Annotated in this window: 24 protein-coding genes; 3 read left to right on the top strand and 21 right to left on the bottom strand. The window is 28.6% G+C overall.

The genetic code is table 11. The annotated features are described in order from the left end of the window. Positions 1–30: 30 nt before the first annotated feature. From rocF to EK368_RS00625, 11 genes are all read right to left on the bottom strand, one after another. Positions 31–927 carry an arginase gene (rocF, locus tag EK368_RS00675; protein ID WP_129595803.1) on the bottom strand — a complete coding sequence of 299 codons (897 nt, stop codon included), beginning with the start codon at positions 925–927 and terminating at the stop codon, positions 31–33. Between the two features lie 292 nt (positions 928–1,219). Then, positions 1,220–1,582 (bottom strand): response regulator, encoded by a 363-nt coding sequence (locus EK368_RS00670; protein ID WP_129595802.1) that lies wholly within the window; start codon positions 1,580–1,582, stop codon positions 1,220–1,222. A 12-nt stretch (positions 1,583–1,594) separates the two neighbouring features. After that, positions 1,595–3,565, bottom strand: a complete 1,971-nt coding sequence (locus EK368_RS00665) for a chemotaxis protein CheA (RefSeq protein ID WP_129595801.1) — start codon at positions 3,563–3,565, stop codon at positions 1,595–1,597. A 46-nt stretch (positions 3,566–3,611) separates the two neighbouring features. Continuing rightward, a complete protein-coding gene (locus EK368_RS00660; RefSeq protein ID WP_129595800.1) occupies positions 3,612–4,049 on the bottom strand; it encodes a chemotaxis protein CheW in 438 nt (145 codons plus the stop codon). Positions 4,050–4,067: 18 nt separating this feature from the next. Next, on the bottom strand, positions 4,068–6,356 hold the full coding sequence (locus tag EK368_RS00655) for a methyl-accepting chemotaxis protein (protein WP_129595799.1): 2,289 nt from the start codon (positions 6,354–6,356) through the stop codon (positions 4,068–4,070). Between the two features lie 327 nt (positions 6,357–6,683). Beyond that, on the bottom strand, positions 6,684–8,090 hold the full coding sequence (locus tag EK368_RS00650) for a HAMP domain-containing sensor histidine kinase (RefSeq protein ID WP_129595798.1): 1,407 nt from the start codon (positions 8,088–8,090) through the stop codon (positions 6,684–6,686). Positions 8,091–8,095: 5 nt separating this feature from the next. Further along, positions 8,096–8,800, bottom strand: coding sequence for a response regulator transcription factor (locus tag EK368_RS00645; protein ID WP_129595797.1), 705 nt, complete (start codon positions 8,798–8,800; stop codon positions 8,096–8,098). 135 nt (positions 8,801–8,935) lie between these two features. Beyond that, positions 8,936–9,706 carry a hypothetical protein gene (locus EK368_RS00640; RefSeq protein WP_129595796.1) on the bottom strand — a complete coding sequence of 257 codons (771 nt, stop codon included), beginning with the start codon at positions 9,704–9,706 and terminating at the stop codon, positions 8,936–8,938. Between the two features lie 2 nt (positions 9,707–9,708). Continuing rightward, positions 9,709–10,596, bottom strand: coding sequence for an ABC transporter ATP-binding protein (locus EK368_RS00635; RefSeq protein WP_129595795.1), 888 nt, complete (start codon positions 10,594–10,596; stop codon positions 9,709–9,711). A 17-nt stretch (positions 10,597–10,613) separates the two neighbouring features. Continuing rightward, entirely contained in the window at positions 10,614–11,633 is a 1,020-nt protein-coding gene (locus EK368_RS00630; protein WP_129595794.1) for a hypothetical protein, read from the bottom strand. A gap of 11 nt (positions 11,634–11,644) precedes the next feature. Continuing rightward, positions 11,645–12,451 carry a TraX family protein gene (locus EK368_RS00625; RefSeq protein WP_129595793.1) on the bottom strand — a complete coding sequence of 269 codons (807 nt, stop codon included), beginning with the start codon at positions 12,449–12,451 and terminating at the stop codon, positions 11,645–11,647. Between the two features lie 271 nt (positions 12,452–12,722). On the opposite strand from EK368_RS00625, the gene EK368_RS00620 reads away from it, so the two are divergent. Continuing rightward, complete coding sequence (locus EK368_RS00620; RefSeq protein ID WP_129595792.1) at positions 12,723–12,875, top strand: transposase domain-containing protein; 153 nt, start codon at positions 12,723–12,725, stop codon at positions 12,873–12,875. A gap of 100 nt (positions 12,876–12,975) precedes the next feature. Here EK368_RS00620 and EK368_RS00615 read toward each other — a convergent pair whose 3' ends face one another. The 5 genes from EK368_RS00615 to EK368_RS00595 all read right to left on the bottom strand — a co-directional run bounded on the left by EK368_RS00615 (position 12,976) and on the right by EK368_RS00595 (position 17,016). Beyond that, positions 12,976–13,914, bottom strand: coding sequence for a DUF4367 domain-containing protein (locus EK368_RS00615; protein WP_129595791.1), 939 nt, complete (start codon positions 13,912–13,914; stop codon positions 12,976–12,978). Further along, positions 13,907–14,479, bottom strand: a complete 573-nt coding sequence (locus EK368_RS00610; RefSeq protein ID WP_129595790.1) for an RNA polymerase sigma factor — start codon at positions 14,477–14,479, stop codon at positions 13,907–13,909. Before EK368_RS00610 ends, EK368_RS00615 begins: the two co-directional genes overlap by 8 nt. Positions 14,480–14,814: 335 nt before the next feature. Continuing rightward, the gene (locus tag EK368_RS00605; protein WP_129595789.1) at positions 14,815–15,027 is read right to left on the bottom strand and encodes a hypothetical protein; all 213 of its coding nucleotides are present in this window, start codon (positions 15,025–15,027) and stop codon (positions 14,815–14,817) included. Between the two features lie 113 nt (positions 15,028–15,140). Further along, the gene (locus EK368_RS00600; protein WP_129595788.1) at positions 15,141–16,478 is read right to left on the bottom strand and encodes a hypothetical protein; all 1,338 of its coding nucleotides are present in this window, start codon (positions 16,476–16,478) and stop codon (positions 15,141–15,143) included. Further along, positions 16,456–17,016: a sigma-70 family RNA polymerase sigma factor gene (locus EK368_RS00595; RefSeq protein ID WP_129595787.1), complete on the bottom strand. Its 561-nt coding sequence runs from the start codon at positions 17,014–17,016 to the stop codon at positions 16,456–16,458. The genes EK368_RS00600 and EK368_RS00595 overlap by 23 nt, the downstream gene beginning before the upstream one ends. 188 nt (positions 17,017–17,204) lie before the next feature. On the opposite strand from EK368_RS00595, the gene EK368_RS00590 reads away from it, so the two are divergent. Further along, positions 17,205–17,759 carry a sigma-70 family RNA polymerase sigma factor gene (locus EK368_RS00590; protein WP_129595786.1) on the top strand — a complete coding sequence of 185 codons (555 nt, stop codon included), beginning with the start codon at positions 17,205–17,207 and terminating at the stop codon, positions 17,757–17,759. A gap of 2 nt (positions 17,760–17,761) precedes the next feature. Continuing rightward, positions 17,762–18,793: a DUF4179 domain-containing protein gene (locus EK368_RS00585; RefSeq protein ID WP_129595785.1), complete on the top strand. Its 1,032-nt coding sequence runs from the start codon at positions 17,762–17,764 to the stop codon at positions 18,791–18,793. 38 nt (positions 18,794–18,831) lie between these two features. Here the strand turns inward: EK368_RS00585 and EK368_RS00580 are convergent, their stop codons facing one another. The 5 genes from EK368_RS00580 to EK368_RS00560 form a co-directional block, all read right to left on the bottom strand. Further along, the gene (locus EK368_RS00580) at positions 18,832–20,262 is read right to left on the bottom strand and encodes a flotillin family protein (RefSeq protein ID WP_129595784.1); all 1,431 of its coding nucleotides are present in this window, start codon (positions 20,260–20,262) and stop codon (positions 18,832–18,834) included. Continuing rightward, entirely contained in the window at positions 20,262–20,861 is a 600-nt protein-coding gene (locus EK368_RS00575; protein ID WP_129595783.1) for a hypothetical protein, read from the bottom strand. The genes EK368_RS00580 and EK368_RS00575 overlap by 1 nt, the downstream gene beginning before the upstream one ends. Positions 20,862–21,172: 311 nt before the next feature. After that, positions 21,173–21,829, bottom strand: coding sequence for a pentapeptide repeat-containing protein (locus tag EK368_RS00570; protein ID WP_202976399.1), 657 nt, complete (start codon positions 21,827–21,829; stop codon positions 21,173–21,175). A gap of 133 nt (positions 21,830–21,962) precedes the next feature. After that, positions 21,963–22,292: a hypothetical protein gene (locus EK368_RS00565; RefSeq protein ID WP_129595782.1), complete on the bottom strand. Its 330-nt coding sequence runs from the start codon at positions 22,290–22,292 to the stop codon at positions 21,963–21,965. A 316-nt stretch (positions 22,293–22,608) separates the two neighbouring features. Further along, positions 22,609–23,490 (bottom strand): LysR family transcriptional regulator, encoded by an 882-nt coding sequence (locus EK368_RS00560; protein ID WP_129595781.1) that lies wholly within the window; start codon positions 23,488–23,490, stop codon positions 22,609–22,611. Between the last annotated feature and the right edge of the window lie 58 nt (positions 23,491–23,548).

Genomic DNA, 23,548 nt, shown 5'->3' with positions numbered 1-23,548 from the left:
ATCTAATAGATGTCCTTTTGTTGTTTATTTTTACATATATTTAAATGTCCAGTCTATTAAGTCTATTGCCAAATCAGCAGTCACATCATTTCTATCTAATAAGGTATTTAGTTCTACAAAATCCATAGATTTTATAAGCTTAGTCTCAGCAAGCATTCTTAAAATCGTCTTTGTATCCTCAATATTTACACCATTAGGTACAGGAGTCCCTGTTCCTGGAACAAATTTAGAATCTATAAAATCCAAATCAAAGCTTACATGAATTGCATCAATATTTTTTTGTGTAATTTGTTTTATAATTTCATCCGTTACATTTTCTATGCCTCTTTTATGAATGATTTCAGATGAATACACATTTAAATTTTGTTGTTGTATTATAGCTTTCTCTCCATCATCCAAATCTCTAGGACCTATGATAAAAACATTTTCTTTGGATACTTTTTTACCTTCAAAATATAGATTTACTAAATCTGAATGCCCCATACCCATAGCATGGGAAAGTGGCATTCCATGTACATTTCCACTTCCAGTAGTCTCAATGGTATTAATATCTCCATGCGCATCAATCCAGATCACTGCAAAATTTTCATATGCACGACTTACACCTGCTATACTACCCAATCCTATAGAATGATCTCCTCCAATAATCAGTGGAAAACTTCCTCCTTTAATAGAGCAATATACCATATGAGCAAGGTTCGTATTGATTTGAATAATAGAATCTAAATATTTCATTTTAGGATGAGAGTAAAATTTGTTATATTCTTTCACCTTTGGTACAATCATATTTCCCATGTCATAAACTGTATGCTTATGCTTACGAATCATTTGAATGATATTTTTTTCTCTTAATTTCTGAGGTGCGTATTCAGGTCCTTTTTTATCTGCACCATAAAAAATTGGAACACCGATCAAGTTAATATTCATTAAAGATTCCTCCTTGTTCTAATATTGTTATAAATCTATTAATCTATACTAATCAATTGTATGTTTTTTATTCTATTTCATATCTATCTAAGTTTATTGTAAAGGTTAGAGTAACTCTAATGTCAATAATTTTTGATTATTTTCTATTTTCTTTATTTTCAATTTATTATGAAAGTCATTAATTATTTTTTTCATTATACAAAAACCTTCTAATGTTATTTAAACTAGAAGGTTTTTGTATCTATATAATGATTTTTCTTTGTAACTGTCCCTTTACTTTATTTCTTTATTTTTATTGATGTAATTGGACTTTAATAATTTCTTCTATTAGTCTTTCTGTTTTATAAGGTTTTATAATGTAGCTTTTAGCCCCTGCTTGTATGGCTTTCATAACAAAGCTCTCTTGTCCCATAGCAGAACATACTATAATCTTAGCATTAGGATCAATCTTCTTGATTTCTTTAATGGCAGTTACTCCGTCCATCTTTGGCATAGTAATATCCATAAGTACTACACTAGGTTTTAATTCTTGATATTTCTCTATAGCCTCTAATCCATCACCAGCTTCTCCTAGTACTGTAAAATCATTTTGCTTTAATTTTCTTGATATATCTGCTCTTACAAATACCGCATCATCTACAATTAATATTCCCATATTATTCCTCCTCTATTGATTAAAATTTCTACTTACAGAAGATATATCCATAATATATGCTAAAGTCCCATCTCCTAAGATGCTTACACCAGAAATATCTTCAAGATTACCTAATAATTTATTTTGTCCTACAAAATCTCCTATAGACTTGATTACAATTTGTTGTTCTTTTACAATTTTATTGACTACAAACCCAAACTTTCTTTCTGCTACAGCTACAATAATTATAGATGCCTTATTTGTAGGAAGTAGATTATCTATTTTAAAATATTGTTCTACACGTATAAGAGGAATGGCTTCTTCTCTCCAATGAAAAATTTCTATTTCACCTACTTTATGAATTCTTTTATCTGTATAGCTATTTTTTATTCTTAAAATCTCTATGATATTATAAACTGGTAGAGCAAAAGTATATTCTTGCTCTTTTATAATTAATGCCTGACTAATGGCTAAGGTTAATGGAAGTTTGATAATAAAACTAGTTCCTTTTCCTTTATCTGTTTGAATATCAATCATTCCATGCAGCTGTCTAATGTTTGATTTTACTACATCTAATCCTACTCCTCTTCCAGATATATCGCTTACCTTTGTTGCAGTAGAAAACCCTGGTTCAAATATGTAATACAATATATCCTTATCAGATAAATTATTTAACTTGTCCTCTGTAGCAATTCCTTTTTCCAAAACTTTTCTTTTTATTTTATTTACATCTAATCCACATCCATCATCAGATAAAGTGATTACCACATGTCGTTCTTCACTTTTAGCACTTAATTTTAGGTTACCTATAGGTTTTTTTCCTTTTTGAATTCTTTCGTGTTTTTCTTCAATTCCATGATCAATAGCATTTCTTAGAAGATGGGTGATAGGATCTACTAGTTCTTCTATAATCCCTCTATCAATTTCTGTCTCACTACCCTCAATTATAAGATCAATCTCTTTATTGCATTTTAAAGATAAATCTCTGACCATTCTTGGAAAACGTTTGAAAATATTTTCAAGAGGAAGCATTCTTGTACTCATCACTATATCTTGTAGTTGTGTACCAATTAAATTGATATGAGATAAAGTATTGAGTAATTTATGAATCTGTACATCATTTTTATAGACTTTTTTTAAATGAAGTGATATTTGATTTAAATTTTCTTTATCTGTAATAAATTCTCCTACTAAATTTAATATTTTATCTATCTTGTTAATATCTACTCGTATGGTAGATTTTTCTTTGCTTATATAATTTTCTTGAATTTTTTCTCCTTCGTTCATTTTATCCAATGTATCTCGTTGTAATTTTTTTATGGAAACACTTTTTAATTGAGAAATAGAATGAATTTGTTTATAAATCTTTTCATCTTCTTCCTCTGTATAAAATAACATTACCAGAGTATCACCAAAATTTTCATCTGATACTTGAATAAAATCAGCAGGAGTCGTCTTACTGATTGTTCCTATTTGAGACAATATCTCATTGATTTGAAAAGCTTTGATACATTTCATTTCAACATCTTCATCAAATACAATCTCTATTTTATGAGTACTAGATACTTCTTTTGCTGACGGATGCTCTTCTTTAGCATTCTTATGGCTTTTATCTTGTCTTAAAGTATGATTGATTTGTTCTAAGATGTCGTCTATATAAGTATTACACTCTGTTCCCTCACAGATATTTGTATACATTTCTCTTAACAAATCTACTGCATAAAATGAGATATTCATCACCGAAAGATCAATATGCATTTCTTTTTCTCTTATTTTAGCAAGTAAATTTTCAAGGGCATGTGATAACGAAGTCATTTTTTCAAATCCCATAATTGCAGATGATCCTTTTATAGAATGAACCATTCTAAAAATACAATGAATAGACTCTTCATCTTCTTGTCCATTTTCAAGCTTTAGTAATTCTTCTTCCATTTTTTCTATTTGTTCTTTCGTTTCTTCTAAAAATAAACAAAGATCCTCAACATCCAATCCATCTGTATTCATGATTATTCTCCTTTATATCTTCAAGCTTTATATCAACGTATTTTTATCATAAATCTTGCTCTACATAAAATATTTTTTCAATATCTATATAAAAAAGCATTCTCTTTTCTTCATGTATTACCCCGGCAATATAATCACTCTTCGTTTTTATTTCATCTAAAGAAAAATCTATACAAGATAGATCAAATTCTTCTACACAAGATACTCCATCTACCAATAACCCCACCTCTTGACCATAACTATTTACTACAATAATTCTTGATCTTTTAGTAATTTCATAAACATCCATCCCTAATTTTTTCCTTGCATTTACAATAGGTACTAATGTTCCCCTTAAATTGATCATTCCCTCTATGTAATATGGAGCCTTAGGAATTTTATAAATAGCCATATCCTTTAATCGATTGATTTCCTTTACTTTTGATATATCTATTGCATATTCTTCATCTTCTAATACAAAGATTACAAATTGATTTTGATCCATATTAAAATCCTCCCATATCTATATTTGGGATATTTTAAATTTTGATGTAACGCTTGATAGTGTTCTTGCTTGTCCCTCAAGAGTTTGAGCCGTTGCAGCCATCTCTTCACTACCTGCTGATACCTCATTTGTCATTTGATTGATGCTTTCTGCTGTAGCCAAAAGCTCTTCACTTGCTGCTGATTGTTCCTCTGCTGCACTTGCTACTCCTTGAGATAACTCGCTTAATTTTTCTATGGATAAAATTACTTCATCAATAGCCGTTACTTGTTCTTCGACTGCTGCTGATACTTGAACAGAAAGATCATTAACATTTTGTATAGCTTTCATAATCGATTGACTAGCTTGACTTTGCTCCTGAGTTGAAAGTGCAATTTCATTAATTAGACTTGTAGTATTGTTGATGGATTCAAATATTTGATCTAATGAATTTCCAGTATTTTTCACTAAAACTACTCCATTTTCTACTTGCTTTGCACCATCATTTGTTTTGTGAATAGCATTTTGAACTTCTTCTTGAATCTTTTTAACTAGTTGTGTAATATCCTTTGTAGCTTCTCCACTTTTTTCCGCTAAACTTCCTATTGCCCCTGCTACTACTGCAAATCCTTTTCCATGCTCTCCTGCTCTTGCTGCTTCAATAGATGCATTTAATGATAATAGATTAGTTTGTTCTGCAATATCATCAATAACCTCTACAATATCCCCAATCTCAATTGCAGCTTTTCCTAAACCTGTAATAACATGAGTAATATTTTCCATTACTTGGTTAATATTATCCATTTCTTTTATGGTATTGTCTATGTCAACTTTCCCTTGTGTACCTGCTTGTACTGTTTTTTCTGCTACTTTATTTGCATTTTGTGAGTTATTTGCAATGAGTGCAATAGACGCATTCATCTGCCCTAATGCTCCCGTTACTTCTACAATTTCTTCTGCTGTCTCTTCTATATTCTTTGCTACCTCGCTTGCAGCTTTTCCCAACTCTTCTATAGAACAATTCACCCCATGAATATTTTCAGACATATCACTGACATTAGATGCTACATCTCCTATAGATCGACTCATCTCATTCATAGATGTTGTCAATTCTTCAACACAGTTGGATTGATCTTGTGTTGAAGAAGCGATTTCCTCAGATGCACTGCTTGTTTCTTCCGAAGCATGAGTTAACTTACTTGTTACATCTAAAATTTTTATTATAGAATTTTTCTGTTCTTCTATCATTTGATTGAAGCTCTTTGCCAATACTCCAATTTCATCTTTAGATTGAACATTTGCATACACTGTAAGATCTCCATTGGCTGCCTTCTCCATTAATTGCATTAGTTTCTTTATGCTATTACTCATCTGTTTAGAAATGAAAAAAGCAAATAAAATACCTACCAAAATAGCCATACCCATTAACTTTAATGTACCATTTCTTATATCTATTACAGGTTTCATATACTCATCTATAGGTATATTAATTGCCAAAGACCACTTTCCTACAGGTTCATATATATTTAATTTTTCTATTCCTTCATATTCATAAATATCAAAGCCAGACTCTCCATTCACCATCTTTTGTGCATTCTCTTTTAAGGATCGACTTTCTGAATGTAGGAAATTTTCCTTAAGTATCTTCTCTTTTTGGGGATGATGCAAAACAACTCCTTCTTTGTCTATCAAATAAGCATAACCTGTTTGTCCTACTTGTACCTCTTTAATCACATCTGTTATTTTAGAAAATGGGATAGTCATCCCTATCGCTCCAACAATATTTCCACTACTACTCTTTAAAGGCATGCTATAACTTATAATTTCTTGATTAGAAGTTTTAGATAAAATAACCTCACTCCAAAAAAAATTTCCTGATATGGCTTCCTTAAAATATTCTCTATCTGATACATTAAGTCCAATTTCTGCATCTTTACTACTATCTACCCATATATTTCCGTTTTTATCCATGATAAAAATTCCATCAGATACATCTTCTATGGTTTTCCCAAAATCTTTGATTAAATTTTCTGCTCCTCTAGCCGTATGCTCACTTACAACTCCTTGTTCTAATTCATTTGCATATTGTACAATAGAAGGTATTCCTCTTAAAATAAATCCAATCTTTTCAACTTGATCTGTTTGAAAATTAATTTTTTCCTTTGTTGCACGAAGTCGAGCATCTAGTGTACTTTTTGTCTCTTCATTGATTGCATTTTTTGAATTATTATACGAATAATATCCTAGAGTTGAAAGAGGTAAAACAATAAGCATGAGTGCAAATATCATTAGTTTAGACATAATGTTAAACTCTTTTTTCCATTTCACTTTTACCCTCTCCTTATAAATTTTAGATTTTTATTGCTGCGCAACCAATTGCACTTTGAGTACTTATCTTGACTACATAAATTTTATAATCTTCATGTCATGATTGGTTCTTTAGTAAAATAATCCTCCATTCTTTTAAATTTCTATAAATGTATTTTCAAACATTATTATACGATATTATACAATATTGAGATATTTCAGTCAATATTTTGGGTTTTTCTGCATTTTTCTTCATAAAAATTCTTTTATTCTTATCAAAACCACTCATATCATCCTTCTAAGCTCCTATACATTCAAAAAAGATGACTCTTTACAAGAATCATCTTTTTACATTTTAATTTGAAAAGTAGTTCCACATCCTATTTTACTTTGTACAGATATATCTCCTCCATGGATTTTTACAATATCCTTTGCTATGGCCATTCCAAGTCCTGAGCCTTCATGCTCTTTGCTTGTATTGGTTCCCCTATAGTATCTAGTAAATATATGTTTGATATCTCCTTGTTTTATTCCCTTTCCATCATCTTGAATGAAAATCATTACTCCATCTTTTTCTCTTTTTATTTTCACTTCAATATTTACATTTCTATCATTATGAACAATAGAGTTAGATATAATATTATGAACTACCCTTTTAAATAAAATAGGATCTATCTTTTTTGAAATTTCTTCTAAATCACTGACAAACTCTATATTGGTATCACTATTTTCTCGTGTATTTAAAAAATCAATCACTATTTCTCTTAAAAAAGATACTAAATTACACTCCTCAAGCTTAGGAGATATTTTTTGGTTTTTTAATCTAGTACTTAAATTCAAATCATCTACCAATTCTTTAATATAAATAGCTTTTTTCTCTATAATTTGTGTATATTCTTTGACTTCTTCATTTGTAAAATCATATCCACTATAAAGAAGCTCTGCATATCCTCTAATAGATGAAAGAGGCGTTTTAATATCATGAGAAATATTTGATAACCATTCTTCCCTCATAAGATCTAATTCTTTTCTCTCTTGTTCACTTTCTTCTAATAAATAACCTAAGTGATTCATATTAGAATAAACTTCTTTGTATAGACCCCTTTCTTCATAATGAATTCTATAATTTCCACTACCTAAATTCTCAATACCTTCAATAATTTTTTTGACAGGCTCTGTTAGTTTTCCACTAAAATATAGTCCAAATATTAAAGCTAACATAATATCTATTCCTATGATTAACATTAGTCCATTTCGAAAAATAAATCCCGCATAATCTTTATTGTATATTAAAACTTGCTTATCTATAACTGAATAAGGAAAGCCAATTAAATAACTATATCTATATCCATCTATAGACTTTTCTCCTACCAAAATAGTAGATGGCTTTGCATATTTATAATACTGAATCAAATCCACAGGAGTATATTTTATAGGTACTGTTTTTTCCTTTTGATACTGATAAATTTCTTTTCCATTTTCATCTAATATTTGTATCCACGCATGATTTTTCATGAGAGACTTTTTAGCATCCTCTGTAATATAAATTTTTTCTTGATCTTTGTAAATATTTTCTTGAAAGTTCCTAACATATTCTTCTGGCTTAAAATACACTCTATCTTTTATTGTATTAGAAAAATTATCTGTATTTTTATGAGCTATTAAAAAAATTATAGCGGCTATATTCATAATCAAAACAAGTACAACAATGAGTACAATGCTAATGACAAAACTAAAGGTAAGCTTCCATTTCATAATCATCAATCCTTTATCAAAAGTTTGTATCCTAACCCTTTTACAGTCACTAAATACTCAGGTTTAGAGGGATCTTTCTCAATTTTTTCTCTAATCTTTCTCATATGTACCATAATTGTATTGTCATAACCTATATAATCTTCTCCCCAAACTTCATTACATAATTTTTCTTTACTCATAATTTGATTTGGATAAGTTGCTAGATATTGAAGAAGCTTAAATTCTTTAGGCTTTAACTCTATTTTTTCTTCTCCTTTAAAAAGCTCTACTCTTTTAGGGTCCATTCTAAAGGGACCAAATTGTAAGATAGGATCATGATTTTCTACTTGATAAGTACTTCTTCTTAGATGTGCTTTGACTCTATAAGCCAACTCCTTTGGACTAAATGGTTTTGTAATATAGTCGTCCCCTCCAATAGCAAATCCTAAGATCTTATCTAATTCTTCAGATTTTGCTGATATAAACAATATAGGTACTCTGGAAGTATTTCTAATTTTTTTGCAAAGTTCATATCCTTCTATGTCTGGAAGCATAATATCTAGGATTACAAGATCTGGCTGGATACTTTCAAAAAGCTTTATTCCATCTATTCCTGTCTTCTCTGTATACACATATTTAAATCCTTCTTTTTGTAAAACCGTATGAATTAATCTCAAAATTTCTTGTTCATCATCTATAACTAAAATCTTTTTATTTAATATTCCTTCCATAGAGTACCTCTTTTCTAATTTTTTCAATATGAAAATGTCCTTTTGATCATAGACCAAAGGACATTTTCATAAGCTTATTTTATTTATTCCTATTTTCTTTATTGTATCATACTTATTGTTATTTTTATTCACTATCTAGTTGTTCTTCATGAAAGAATCATATGTTAATTTAGGAAGAATCGTCATTGCACCTATGAAAATCACAATAAAAATTCCAATCATTGACATAGGTATTTTGTATCTTATAAGCTGACAACTCATCATTGTCCATAGTGGTGTAGCTCCTAAATATTTTCCTAGTCCCATATTTTTTACAAATCCCTCTAGTATATAAGGTAGTCCCATAATAAGTCCTCCAAACACAAAAGGTATAGCTGCTGAATTACTGATAGATGATAAAAATAATCCTATTTGTGCAAAGAAAAAAGAACCTAAAACAATCGTAAAAGTCATGATTAAAATCATTTGTATTACAGTTATATCTGATTCACTATTTCCAAAATACCAAAGATTTTTTAAAGGTATATCTAATCCTGCAAATTTAAATTTTGTAAAAGCTGATAAACATAATGTAAAAAAGATTGAAAGATTTAAAATAGACGCTCCTATTACAGATGCTATTGATTTGGCTATTACTATTGATTTTCTTCCATTTTTTGTTGTTTTTATAATTCCTGACATATTAGAATTATATTCTAAGGTATATGCTCCTGAAAAAATCATAAACATCAGTATTCCCATAAATGGTACCAATCCATATGATTTACTAAATAAATCTGCATAAGTCTCCTCCATAGAAAATGCTCTTATGGAAATAAAACTTAGAAATAATATACCCATCCATATGATTAAAATTCTTTTTTTAAAAAGCATTTTTTTAAGCTCTAATTTTATGAGTGATCCCATCATTACACCTCCCTAGTATTTTCTAGGTCAAAATAAAACATATAAACATCTTCAAATTTTGGCTCTATTATCTCTACATTTTCATATCTAGGCATTTTATCACTTACTACTCTTAATTCTACATGATCTATACTACGTTGTATATTTACTACTTTATAACTATTTTGTATCTCCATCACTTCATTTTCATTAGAAGTTTTTATACAATAAACCTTTCCTTCCATTCCTGAAAGAATTTCTTTATGATTTCCTTTCATAAGCATTGCTCCGTCTTTAATCATAATGGTTTCTTTTGCAATAGATTCTATATCCGAAATAATATGAGTAGATAATATAATAATCTTATCTTTTGAAATTTGAGAAAGAAGATTTCTAAATCTTGCTCTTTCTTGAGGATCTAATCCTGCTGTTGGTTCATCTAAAACTAATATTTTAGGGTCATTCAATAAAGCTTGTGCAATCCCTACCCTTCTTTTCATACCTCCTGAAAATTTATCTACTGCTTTATTTCTTACTTCATATAATCCTACAAGCTCTAAAAGCTCTTTGATTTTATTTTTAGCCTGCTTTTTATTCATTCCCTTTAAAGCTGCTACATATTGCAAAAACTGTTGAGCTGAAAAATTTTTATAAACCCCAAACTCTTGAGGTAAATATCCCAAAACAGCTCTATATTCTTCATTTAATTCTTTTATATTTTTCCCATTATATATAATTTCTCCCTTTGATGGCTCTATTAAAGTTGTAATTTGTTTCATAAAAGTAGTTTTTCCTGCTCCATTAGGTCCTAAAAGTCCATACAAACCATTCTCAAGAGTTACAGTGATATTATCATTTGCATTTTTATTGCCATATGTTTTTGTTAAATTTTTTATTTCAAGTATATTCATAATCATCTTCCCTCCTATTATTTTGTTAAAAATTTTTTGAATGTAAATATACACCCTGCTATTCCTATTCCTAGCATACATAATAAAAATATATTACACATCTGAATCCTATCTACATTTATTCCTAAAATATGAACATGTCCTAAATACATTCCTATAAATTGTTCCATATGAAACATAATATCTATATAATTACTTGTACTCATAATTGTTAAAAATGAATGTGGTAAAAATCTCATTAAAGTAATTACTTTTCCAAATCCTATAAATAATGCACTTGCGCTAATTGCTGCCAACGAAGTTTTAGTTACAAATGAGAACAAGCTTGAAAATACTGAAACAGTAATTAAAAGTACCATCATCACACTTATTTTTAACACTAAATATTCATAGATGGTATAGGGTTCTTTAAGTAATCCTGCAAAATCAATAATTCTAAGGGCTTCCAATTGTCCATGAATAGGTGGTCCATACTGAAAAATAGTGATTATAAAAGCAATACTTACATAAATCATATACAAAATAATTGGTAAAAATATTGCCATTCCTAATTTTGAATACAAAACCTTAAATTTGTTTTTAGATGAAAGAATAATATCGTTCATTCCCGAAATTCTTTCATCTGTATAAATATTTGAAAATATTAAAACCAAAATAATAATCATCACACTATTTATAAAAGGATGAGAGATTCTATGATTGAGTACCTTAAAAAAACTCACATCCTCATATTTTGTGTTCTCAATAGCTTTTAATTTTTTTTGTGATATAGTCTTTAGAGTTTTAGAAAAGTCATCATTTCCACTATAACTTGCCATTTCCTTTATTTGATGAATCTTTTGATCCAGTTTTTCTTGTGCAATAATCTCTTTTGATCTATCATCTTTTATAAGTTCATACTTTTCATTTCTATATATATTTTCTGTTTCTAATATAGGCTTTAAAAAAAACATGACTCCACAAATAAATATAAATAATCCTAAACAAATCCATCCTATTTTAGATTTAAAAAGCTTTTTTACTTCCCACAAAATCATATCTTAACCTCCTACGCTCCTAACACGTTCATCATATATACAGACATACAATAAAATACATAAATATGAGCTGGATAAAACACATAAAATAAATATTTCATACCTCTTCCTTTTTGACCATTATACAAATAAAAAAGTGGCGCTGAAAAAATCATCATCCATTGATAGTTTCTAAAAAGTAATCCTTTTATACTCATATCTCCTGTAAACATAATCAATATAGATAAAATAGAATAAGCAATCACAAGTTTTTTTCTATCTTCTTTAAGTAAATACATAACAATACCTAATAAAACAAATACGGGTCCACCTTCTACCATCATAGGCGTTGGAATTGTAAATAGAAGATACATCATTCCTGGTACAGTTATATTCATAAACATAATCATTCCTAAAGCTACAGGTAATATAAATAGCACTACCCCTTTAATCATATTGACTATATTTTTTTCTTTAATAGCTTTTGTAAAATACTCTACTATAGATAAATAAATAGTAATCATTAGTAAAGTTGAAAAAATATTATTCATTAAGCCAAAAGAATCTGTTCTAGGAAAATATCTAGATAAAAAGAAATTTCCAAAACTCATAATCAATGATCCTATATAAAGTCTTAACATATATTTTTTTCTATTTTTTGTATGAATAAATCCTTCTACTGTCATAAACATAAAAAGAGGTGCAACGATTCTTCCAACCCAATTAAACGCCACAGGTATATCCCCTCCAAAATTAAAAAATTCATGTATATGATCAAATATCATAAGAATGAGTCCTATCATCTTTAATTGAAATCCTGTAAGTCCTTTACTTTTCATAACTCTCCTCCTCTTGGTTAATATATTACTCATTATAAAGCACACATCTTAACCTATTATCATCTTAACCTTAAATAAACCTTAAACTTTGTAAACTTTGTAAACTTTGGGGACGGTTATCATTTATTTCATACTTTAATTATTTTTATTTGCTTTTTTCGTTGTTTATATATCTTTATAACTGTTCCTAGCTATGACCGTTTACATCAATATTTACTTGTAGAAGCTGTTATTCGTGTGCTTCAAATAGTTGATCCTCCTAAAAAAGGTAATGACTACATGTTCTTCTAAAATTTTCTATTTAATCATAGAAACCGCAAAGAAAAACAATCTAAATCAGTTTGAATATCTAAAATATTTATTTGCACAGCTTCCAAATGTAAATATAGAAAATCTAGAGATTTTGGACACTTTGTTACCATGATTAAAGAAACTATCTAAAGAAACAAAAACAAAAATAATAAGAAATAAATAGAAGAGAGCACTGATACGTTGAAAACCAACACAATCAGTGCTCTTTTAGCTTATTTCATAGACTCTATTATTTTTGAAACCTCTTTCATATCCATAGAAGGTATTTTATCATCATTACTACTTTCGAAATTCCAATATAATTGGTAGGTTACATCTTTTGATTCCCAAAACGCAGCATTAGTTGATACAGTTACTTTTTTTCCATCAATAGATGTTGCAGTAACATTTTCAGTGGTTGCTACCCCACAGGTTGATTCTTTTGTAGTAGAAGCTAATATGACGATTGTGTCTCCAGATTTATTCTCATAGATTGCATTAACGCCCGCTCCTTCAAAAGAGGTTGTTGCCTCTTTAAAAATGTACCCTTGTGGTAAGTAACTAGGAAGCTTAATATTGCTATTAGCAACTTTCTTAACTTCTTCTAAAGTAAGAGTTTTTTCTAATGTATTTTCTTCTGTTGAAATAAAAAATTCATATCCTCCATTGGGTAAATCTTTTACTCCCATTCCCGTAATCTCTTTTCCATCTACAGTATAGTAAGTTGTATGTTCTCCATATATTGCCTCTTTTCCGTTCTTATCAAACAATTTGCCTTTAAATCCTTCTTGCATGAATTTCATCATTTTTTCATCATTAACATCTTTATTAACATCTTTATTAACATCTTTATCTTCATTATATTGTATTATTTCAGTATTACCTACTTGAAAACGTGCAATAATTGATGATAAAATTCCCGTAGCATAAGCAGCAGATACTCCAAAAATCACTATTGCTAATGTTAAACTTACAACTCTAGAAGGTTTAAAAAATTTCTTTTTCATATATATATCATCCTTTTCTATATCGTTTGATTTTATTGTTCCTGTTTCTATTTTATATTTTAAGCGATTTAAAATTATCTCTTCATATTTACTACTATCAACATCTGCATTTATAAGTAAATCTTCAATCTGCTTAAATTCATTCATATCTGATTTCCTACTCATATTTATAACCTCCACAGATTAGAATTTTTTGTAATTTCTTTAGACTACGACAAAGAATAACACTGACATTTGATTCACTTAATCCCATTAACTTTGCAATTTCCGTATTTTTGAGTTCAGCTCCATATTTCAATGAAACTACAGAACGATCCCTTTCATTAAGATGTGCTAAGGCTCTAAATAAAGATGAGTTATTCTCTTCAATTAAAATTAATTCATCAGGAGATGGTTTTGAAGATACTCTGTCAATTATATAATCCAGTGAAAAATGAAATCTTCGATTCTTCTTTCTATAATAGTCTGTTATAGTATTTCTTGCTATGGCAAAAATCCAACCCTCAAAAGTCATGCCATTTCCAGAAAAACTGCTATATTTTGCAATAATCCTTTCAAAGACTTGGCTACATAATTCCTCCGTCATATTTTGGTCATCAATTCTGTAACAAATATATTTAAATACACGTTTATAATATAACTTGTATATTTCTGTAAACTCATAAACCATATTATCTGTGGAGTTTTTTTTAGTTTCATTTTCATATATTTCAAAATTCGCGGTCTCCATTACCATCTACCTTTCATGAATTTATTTTGTAGTCATTTCCTTCTAAAAATATTATATCCTTGATTAAACTGTACAGCTTATTTTGTAGTGTAATTACAATAGTTAAGACGAAAAAAATATAAATCTACTACACATTTTTAAAAAATTTTTTAAATCTTTTTTAAAGAAATGTGAAATCATTCATAAAAAATAGCACTGATGCTTTGAAAAAAAATAACATCAGTGCTCCTTTATTTTATTCTAATCTAAATGCAATTTCTAGATGTCTTAGTTTTTTTATTTGCTTTTTTCATTGTTTATATAGCTTTGTAACTGTTTCTTAATTCTACTAAATTCTAAATTTCATTATTAAAATCTTCATCTAGATACAACCTTAAAGGCTTAATCTTCCATATCCCAGAAAACATAATAGCTAAAAAACTTACAATAGCAACATTGTATATTGTAAATTCTAATTTCTTTAAGTAATTAAACTCGCTACCGATAGTATAAATAATCATAGTAATCAATGAAAGTCCCAAAGATATCTTAAAATAAATATCTGGCATTTCCTCTTCTTCAATAACTATTTAAAAAATAAAACAGTAAAATACCCACCCTAGAATAAACCTCCCAATAAATGAACCTCACTTCTTTGTATCCGTTCTTTCTTTAATTTTCTTTATTTCATATCAATTGTCCAATCTCCATTCATTACAAACTCAGGATAAGAAATTTCAATATCTGTGTTCTCCATATCTTTATCAAATTCTAAATTTACAATTCCTTTGTTTCCATTTATTTCAGTAGATATTTTTTTAACGTCTTTGCTATACAAGTCAAATGATCTTATTTTAATATTTTTGTCTCCAGCTGTATTTAATTCAAATTCTATTTGAGCAGATGTTGGTGATACTCTTTTGATATTTTTCATAGTCGCCTTTTGAATTTTAAAATCAATTTCTTTATTTAGATTTACTTCTCCACTTTCAGGAATATCCAGTTTGAAAGAATCAATTGTTTTTTCATAGCGTGTAATGACAGCAGGTACTTTTACAGTTAAATTTTCTCCCTTTGGTGCGTCTGTTTCAAATATTGTTATAGGACGACCTTTTGCATCCTTTGGAATTTCAAGCTTGTATTTATTATTCATTTTATCCCATACATAAAGATCTTCTGTTCTACTGCTTGTGCCAGATCCAAAAATACCATCTTTTCTATTTTCTGTTACTGATACTGTTTTTTTATCTATTGGTGTTCCAAGAGCAGATAATTTTAAGTCTTTATCATCAAAGGATGCAATCAATTGGATATTTAATTTTTCATTTTGATCTATTAATTTAGCCCCCATATTGACACCCTTTATATTATTTGGGGAATCATTTGTACATATTTTACTATTTGCATCTAAGCTTTTCGCTTTTTCTAATGAAACCTCATAAGACTTTCCTGCTATCATCAATGTAAAATCTTGAAAAGGTTTAATATTATAATTTTTTTCTTTTTTATTTGCAAAGCTAAAGAAATATTTATCTTCTTCTTTAGAATAACCTCCTACCTCATAAACTGTATCAGGATCATTTTTAGGTATAATGCTAATATTTTCTAATTCTTCTTCACTCAAATCTGAAGAAAGTTCCACTTCTAGATTTCCTTGTGAAACCATTACACTTTCTAGTTTAATATTCTTATCTAAAGATTTTCTGCCTTTTAAGTAGTAAGCCTCTCCATCTACTATAGTAGAATACACAGGTGTTTTGTTAAAAAATGATTGAATTGCCTGGGAAATGTCATCCGCATATACAGCAGTAATACTAAATAAGCATACACAAGCAGCTGCCACATATGGTAATCTTTTTCTGCTTTTTACCTTTTTATTATTATTTCTTAATTTTTCATTAGCTTTTTTATTAATAGAATCCATATCTATTTCAACCCCTTCTAATAATTTATTTATTTCTTTATCCACCAAATCATCATCTAGATTTTTTAATACATCAATCAATTGATCTTCGTTCATACTGAAATGCCTCCTTTATAATCGTTCTCCCCCTTAAAAGCCTGTTATCTATAGCAGATCTAGATAAATGAAAAACTTCTGCCAAATCATTTATTTTTTCTCCAAAGAAGTATCTTCTAAAAAATATTTCTTTATCTACTTTATTAAAGGAATCAATAATTTTCATAATCTTTTCTTGATCTTGTCTTAAAAAAAATTGTTTCTCTAAGTTATAAGTATCTTTGACTTCAAATTCCTCAATGTCTACAACATTAGTTTGTATTTTTTTTCTTTTATATGTTAATGCTTTATATTTTGTTAAAATCAAAAGCCATGTTCTAAAATTTCCTTTTTCCTCATCAAATTCATTAATTTTTATCCATGCATCTAGAAATACATCCGACACACATTCTTCAATATCTTCTTTATTAAGTGATGGAGATAAGATATTATAAGCTAGGCAATAAATTACTTTTGTATATTTGCTGATCATATGTTCATAAGCTGGTACGTCTTTTTCTTTGATTCCTTTCACAAGTGCACTTTGTGAATATTCCACGCTCTTCAACTCCTTTCATATATTACTACGTATTAAATATGATTCTTCTCTCAAAAATTTCTATATAATTTTAAAAAAAATAAAATTTTTATCCATCTATGGATAGATTATATACAATCTAATACGAAGTATTAAGTGTACAGAGAAATAAAATGAAACAATAAGCTTATTGGAAGGAAGTGCATTACATGAAGATTACAGAAGAAAATTTTATTCTTCAATTAAAAAATCGAAATGAAAAGGCTTTAGAATATGTAATAGATCATTATGGAGGATTGATTCAAGCTATTGTAAAAAAACATCTATACAATCTAAAAAGCCATCAGGAAGAATGTATCAATGATATATTACTAGGAATTTGGAATAACATTTATAGTTTTAATGAAAATAAAAGTACTTTTAAAAATTGGATAGGAGCCATATCCAAATATAAAACTATTGATTTTCGAAGAAAATATTTAAGAGATTTAAAAAATCAAAACATAGATTATGTAGAAATATCTATAGAAGATTCTACCCTAAAAGAAATGACACAAGAAGAATTAAATAAGGATTTAGACGAATTATTAAACTGTTTGAAAGATGAAGATAAAAAATTATTTCTTAAATTGTATGTAAAAGAACAAGAAGTAGATGAAATCAGTAAAGAAACAGGATTAAAAAGAGATGTAATCTATAATAGAATCTCTAGAGGGAAAAAAAAATTAAAGAAAATGTTTCATATTATAGAAAGTAGGGGATAGAAATGGAAAAAAACATATATAATCTTTTCAATGATATAAATATTGATTTTAATGAATATGATGAAAAAGCACTTACAGATATAGAAAGAAAAAATTTGAAAAAAACTTTTAAAAAATCTATCCGAAAGAAAAACTATTCATATAAAAAATATATAGCTACTGCTTTAATCGGTTTACTAGCTATAGGTTTTTTGGGAAACAATGTAGAAGGCACTGTATGGGCACATATGCATAGGATTGCCTACGATATAGCAGGTTTTTTGCGAATAGAAAAAAACTTAGATGAATATAAAACTGTTTTAAATCAATCTATTACAAAAAAAGGTGTAACCATCAAATTAAACGAAGTCATTTTAGATCATAATGAGCTAGTGGTTTCCAATACTATCTCTACAGATGAAAAATTAAATGATAACTTTACCAATGCTGATGGTACTGTTTATATAAATGGAAGAATTGCAAGCTACGGAGCAGGAGGAGCAGCAGAAAAAATAGACGATCATACCATCCAAGAAGTAATGGCTTATACATTAACCGATGATGATATAAAGGGTGACTTAAATATAAAAATTGTATTTTCAGGTGTAACTGTAAATGGAGATACAAAATCAGGAGATTGGGTTTTTGAATTTAAGACAAATGGAGATGAATTAGCATTAGATACTCAAGAAATTTTATTGAATCATACCTTTACTCTTCCAAATCATCAAAAGGTTTGTTTAGAAAAATATACAAGTAATCATTTAGGACAAAAAATTTATTATAAGAAGGATAAGAAAAATTCCAACGATGCTGATTATGATATGATTGTAAAAGGACATGACGATTTAGGAAATGAAGTTAGCTTTTATCTATCTAGTGAAAGTGATGGACATGGAATATTTAAACTTACAAATATAGATGAAAATCTTAACGAAAATGCAAAAATATTAACTCTTACCCCTTATGCAGTAAAATTTCCTGAGAAAAGTGGTAGATTAAGTAATGATTTTAAAAAAGTAGGGGATACGTTTACAATAAATTTATCTAAATAAATGAAGAATCCTCTCAAATAGAGGATTCTTCATTTATATCATTCTTTATTTTCATTACTTTCTATATTTTCTTCTTTGCTTATTTCATTTGTAATTGTAGGTATTTCTTTATTTTTTAAAAGATAGCTTGGTAAATCTAAGCCCGCACTATTAAATACATCTTGTAGCGGTGGTAGGGATTGCATCATTCCTGATAAAAAATTAGCTGTAGCAGGTTTGTCACCATTTTTACCTCCACCCATATTATCCCATACAGTTACTTTGTCAATTTGAATACCTTTAATTGCTTCTACTTGTATTTTTATGATCTCTGGAAGTCTATCTGCAATCATCATCATAACAGCTTTTTCTGGAATACCTCCTGCCGCCTCCACAAGTTTTTTGAAACCTTCTGCTTGTTTTTCAAGCATTTCTTTCGTACCTCTTGCTTGTGCATCCATCTTAGAAAATATAGCATCTGCTTCCCCTCTAGCTATTCTTCTAAATTCCTCAGCTTGTGCCTCTGCTTCGATTTCTATTTTTTGTTTTTCAACTTCTGCATGAACAAGTACATCTGCTTCTTTTGTAGCTTTTTCTCTTTTTGCTCTAGATTTTTCTGCATCTTCTTCAGCTAAATAAGCTTCTTCTAATGCTTTTGCTGCTTGAACCTTTTCAGCAGCACTAGCTCTTCTTTCTGCCTCAGCAGATTTTTCTCTTTTTTCAGCTTCTGAATTAGCTATAGTAATCTTGGATCTATTTTCACCCTCTACAGCTATAGCATCCGCTTCAGCAACTTTGACTCTTTGATCTCTTCTTGCTTGTGCTTGACCAATAGCACCATCCCTATCTTTTTCAGCAACACTCTTTTTTGCATCATTCACAGCCTTTGCTGCTGCTTCTTTTCCCAATGCCTCTATATATCCTGACTCATCATTGATGTCTGTAACATTGACATTTATTAATCTTAATCCTATCTTTTTAAGCTCTGTTTCCACATTGCTTGATACAGCTTCAAGAAATTTATCTCTGTCTGTATTAATTTCCTCAATCTCCATCGTTGCAATGACTAATCTTAATTGTCCAAAGATAATATCTTTTGCTAACTCTTGTATTTCAGGAAGTCCTAATCCTAATAGTCTTTCAGCTGCATTTTGCATAATTCCAGGCTCTGTAGATATTCCTACTGTAAATCTAGAAGGAACATCTACCCTAATATTTTGCTTACTCAAAGCATTTTGAAGATTTACTTCTATAGACAAGGGAGTAAGATCTAAAAATTCATAACTCTGTATAACTGGCCATATGAAAGCCGCTCCCCCATGAATACATTTAGAAGATCTATTTTCATCTCCATCTTTTCCAACTTTACCATAGATGACTAAAACTTTGTCTGATGGACACTTTTTATATCTTGTAAAAAGTGCAGAAATTGTTCCAAATATAATAACTACAATCACCGTTATTAAAATTACTCCATATGCTGAACCCATTACATATCCCCCTTATTGATTTTTTCAACTAATAAAATACTATTACCAATTATGTCTTTTACAACAATCATCGTTCCTGTTTTTATCACATCCTCTTCATCTGTCATAGCATCAAGTTCTTTAAAAGATCCCTGAAATGTAATACTTACTTTTCCTACTCCATTTCTTTTGGGTGGAATAGGAAGATATACTTCTCCAGTCACTCCCTTTGCTCTTTGAATATTCATGGTACCATTGTCAGATAGCTTTGTTATAAAATAAAAAAGTGCTGATACAATTAACAATACTACAACACCTAATATAGTAGATAACAAAATAGTAGCAAATTGTCCTAGTCCTGCATAAGAAAATGTTAATCCTGCCCATCCAAATACTGCAAAAAAAGTGATGAAATTTTTTACCGTAAATACTTGAAAACTAGATTCAAAATCACCATCTTCTCCTATATCTATTCCATCTTCTCCACCATCAAAATCCCCTTCACTACCAAATCCTGCAAATGTACCTATGAGCTGTATTACTAACAACACTGTAAAAGGTATAGCTAAGTACCAATAGATTTTATCAAATACTAATAATTCTGTAAGCCGATCTATCAAGTCATCCCCTCCTTTTTGGCTATGATTTAAAACAAAGTACATGTTATAGCTTTTATTTCTTCTTAGAGGTCCTTTTAATGTTTTCATTTGTATATTGTTCCTATTTAAATAAGTGTACCTTTACCTTTACTTTTATATTTTAACATTTATATAAATAATTTCCTATACATTTAAAGAAACAACATGAAAATGAAATATATGGGAGAGTAAGTCTCCATGAAATTAGTGGATACACTCCAGTAATTTCATGATAAAAAAAATGATTATATATAAAGCCTTATCCATCTTTAGTATTGATGCTGATCTCTAACTTATGACTTTATTACAAGTCCTAATAATTTTGAAAAATCTACAGCTTGCATGGGGGACACTATTGCACCTTTAATATCTTGCTGGCGTACTCCTAATCCTTCTACAATAGAAGTGCTTAAATCTATCCCCGATAGGCTAGTTCCTGACATCTGACTTGACTGTAAATTACAATTATAAAATTTTGTTTTAGATAATGTACTATTTTGAAAATCACTATTTTCCAATAAACTATCTTTAAATATAACTTTTTTCATTTGAATAAACCGCATAAACGCAAACTCTCCCTTACATTGTTTCACATAAACATTTTGGAATGTAGCATTACTAAGATTTATCCCCATGAGCTTACAATTAATAAACTCTGTTCGATGGATAATAGCTCCCTTAAAATCTACATTTGATAGATCACAATTTTCAAATCTTACGTTTGTAAGCTCTAATGATTCCAATGCTACATCATAAAAACTTACATTTTTAAAGACTGCACCTTCAAAGCTTACTTGATAAGCAATTTGATTTTCTATAATACAATCAGATATATAAATATGTTCAAATTTATCCTCATCTTCTATCTCATTAATTTTGGTGCTCATATTCTCAATTCCATTTATAAATTTTGGTCTTATTAATTTAAATTCATCTTGGGTACTACTCATTCTACCCCTCCTCCATTTCATAAGCAATTTTAGAATTATGCTTACATCTAGTTATTTAAATACTATAATTTTTAGCTGTAGATTGTATTTTGGGTAATTCTCCTAAAATATATTAGTGCATCTGTCTAGATGCTTATCTTATTTTATATTTCTTTTCTATATTTATATAGCATTTTATTAGAATACCTATTCCAAAACTCCCTCCAATTCCCACTAACCATCCAGCTATATTAGATTTACCATAGATACTCAGTAAAGATCCTAAAAAATAAATAAGAGAATAGTATATCCACATATTCGCACATTCTTTGTTATAGGCCTTAACATCTGTTATATCTTCACTTTTTACTACAGTTCCAGACCAAAAACTAACAGGTCTATTTGATTTTTTTGCATATAATCCGATTCCAAGGAAAGTACATCCACATATTAAACAGACTAAAATTAGTACAATATTTTCCATAAAATCCTCCAATCATTCTATAAAAAGTGATAATAAATTTATTGGTAAATTCTGAGCAAATTTTTTGCTTCTTTATTTAAAGAATTGATATTAATAAAAATAAATTTATTAATTATATTCTTATTGTAAAGTTAATAACTATTTTAATCAATATCATATTATTTTTATACTTTTTACTTTAGATATTCAAAAAAGATAGAATGTTATTTTATGAAAAGATGAGTAAAACAAAGAATATCATTCATACTCAAAAAATTTAACCACTTCATTGGTATGTATTTAATATTTCCTTTTCTACTTATAGAAGAAAATATACTTAACAATCCAATATTTCTAAAAACTTTTGCGAAGCTGGTGAAATAGATACACTTTTTAAAAAACAAAGTCCAATGCTTCTTTTGGGTATTTCTTCCACTGTTTTTACTTGGTATACAATTTCATTATTTAAATATTCCTGTGAAAACTCTTTAATAACACAAGCAATCCCTAAATTAATTTTTGCAAATTCTAATAATAGATCATGAGATCCCAGCTCAATTTCTGAAGAAATTTCAATACCTTTTGATAAAATATGTTTTTCCACATACTGTCTTGAATTTGACTTCGTATCAAGTAGAATCAGTGGTAATTTTGATAATTCTTCAAAACTTAAAGGCATAGAAAGAGTCTTTTTATACTTTTCACCACAAACAAAAATATCTTGTACATCCATACACTTTCTTATTTCTAAAGAAGAGTCTTCAATGGGAAAATTACAGATTGCAATATCAATTGCCCCTGACTTTAACATATTACAAAGTTCTAAAGTTGTCCTGTTTACAATCTTTAATTTAATATTAGGATGTTCATTATGAAATCTATCTAAATAGGGTAGTAAATAATATCTTGAAATAGCATCTCCTACCCCTATTTTTAAATCTCCTAACATGATATTTTTAAACTTTAATAGTTTTTCTTCTCCTGCATTAATTAAATTTATAGCCGAATTCGCATACTCAAATAAAAGCTTTCCTTCATTAGTGAGAATTACACCCCTAGATGTTCTTGTAAAAAGGCGTACTCCAATCTCTTCTTCTAGTTGCATGATTGCTTGACTTACAGCTGGTTGTGTCATATATAATGCCTTGGCTCCTTTAGAAAAACTTTCACATTTAGCTACTTCACAAAACACTTTATATAAATCTAGTTTGCTTATCATATAAGTTCTCCTTATACCTTATATTATATATATTTATTTTACTTATATCATAAATATA

Source organism: Anaerophilus nitritigenes, assembly GCF_004138215.1.
GTDB lineage: Bacteria > Bacillota > Clostridia > Peptostreptococcales > Thermotaleaceae > Anaerophilus > Anaerophilus nitritogenes.
The sequence above is the reverse complement of the archived record's forward strand: the minus strand, read 5'-3'. Positions and strand labels throughout refer to the sequence as shown.

What these genes read in the sequence shown, in the direction of transcription:
- EK368_RS00645 (WP_129595797.1), bottom strand. Translation starts at nt 8,800, where the DNA reads ATGGAAGGAATATTAAATAAAAAGATTTTAGTTATAGATGATGAACAA.
- EK368_RS00660 (WP_129595800.1), bottom strand. Translation starts at nt 4,049, where the DNA reads ATGGATCAAAATCAATTTGTAATCTTTGTATTAGAAGATGAAGAATAT.
- EK368_RS00635 (WP_129595795.1), bottom strand. Translation starts at nt 10,596, where the DNA reads ATGAATATACTTGAAATAAAAAATTTAACAAAAACATATGGCAATAAA.
- EK368_RS00560 (WP_129595781.1), bottom strand. Translation starts at nt 23,490, where the DNA reads ATGATAAGCAAACTAGATTTATATAAAGTGTTTTGTGAAGTAGCTAAA.
- EK368_RS00630 (WP_129595794.1), bottom strand. Translation starts at nt 11,633, where the DNA reads ATGATTTTGTGGGAAGTAAAAAAGCTTTTTAAATCTAAAATAGGATGG.
- EK368_RS00600 (WP_129595788.1), bottom strand. Translation starts at nt 16,478, where the DNA reads ATGAACGAAGATCAATTGATTGATGTATTAAAAAATCTAGATGATGAT.
- EK368_RS00670 (WP_129595802.1), bottom strand. Translation starts at nt 1,582, where the DNA reads ATGGGAATATTAATTGTAGATGATGCGGTATTTGTAAGAGCAGATATA.
- rocF (WP_129595803.1), bottom strand. Translation starts at nt 927, where the DNA reads ATGAATATTAACTTGATCGGTGTTCCAATTTTTTATGGTGCAGATAAA.
- EK368_RS00605 (WP_129595789.1), bottom strand. Translation starts at nt 15,027, where the DNA reads ATGCCAGATATTTATTTTAAGATATCTTTGGGACTTTCATTGATTACT.
- EK368_RS00590 (WP_129595786.1), top strand. Translation starts at nt 17,205, where the DNA reads ATGAAGATTACAGAAGAAAATTTTATTCTTCAATTAAAAAATCGAAAT.
- EK368_RS00570 (WP_202976399.1), bottom strand. Translation starts at nt 21,829, where the DNA reads ATGAGTAGTACCCAAGATGAATTTAAATTAATAAGACCAAAATTTATA.
- EK368_RS00615 (WP_129595791.1), bottom strand. Translation starts at nt 13,914, where the DNA reads ATGAGTAGGAAATCAGATATGAATGAATTTAAGCAGATTGAAGATTTA.
- EK368_RS00625 (WP_129595793.1), bottom strand. Translation starts at nt 12,451, where the DNA reads ATGAAAAGTAAAGGACTTACAGGATTTCAATTAAAGATGATAGGACTC.
- EK368_RS00620 (WP_129595792.1), top strand. Translation starts at nt 12,723, where the DNA reads ATGACTACATGTTCTTCTAAAATTTTCTATTTAATCATAGAAACCGCA.
- EK368_RS00650 (WP_129595798.1), bottom strand. Translation starts at nt 8,090, where the DNA reads ATGAAATGGAAGCTTACCTTTAGTTTTGTCATTAGCATTGTACTCATT.
- EK368_RS00585 (WP_129595785.1), top strand. Translation starts at nt 17,762, where the DNA reads ATGGAAAAAAACATATATAATCTTTTCAATGATATAAATATTGATTTT.
- EK368_RS00665 (WP_129595801.1), bottom strand. Translation starts at nt 3,565, where the DNA reads ATGAATACAGATGGATTGGATGTTGAGGATCTTTGTTTATTTTTAGAA.
- EK368_RS00610 (WP_129595790.1), bottom strand. Translation starts at nt 14,479, where the DNA reads ATGGAGACCGCGAATTTTGAAATATATGAAAATGAAACTAAAAAAAAC.
- EK368_RS00640 (WP_129595796.1), bottom strand. Translation starts at nt 9,706, where the DNA reads ATGGGATCACTCATAAAATTAGAGCTTAAAAAAATGCTTTTTAAAAAA.
- EK368_RS00580 (WP_129595784.1), bottom strand. Translation starts at nt 20,262, where the DNA reads ATGGGTTCAGCATATGGAGTAATTTTAATAACGGTGATTGTAGTTATT.
- EK368_RS00565 (WP_129595782.1), bottom strand. Translation starts at nt 22,292, where the DNA reads ATGGAAAATATTGTACTAATTTTAGTCTGTTTAATATGTGGATGTACT.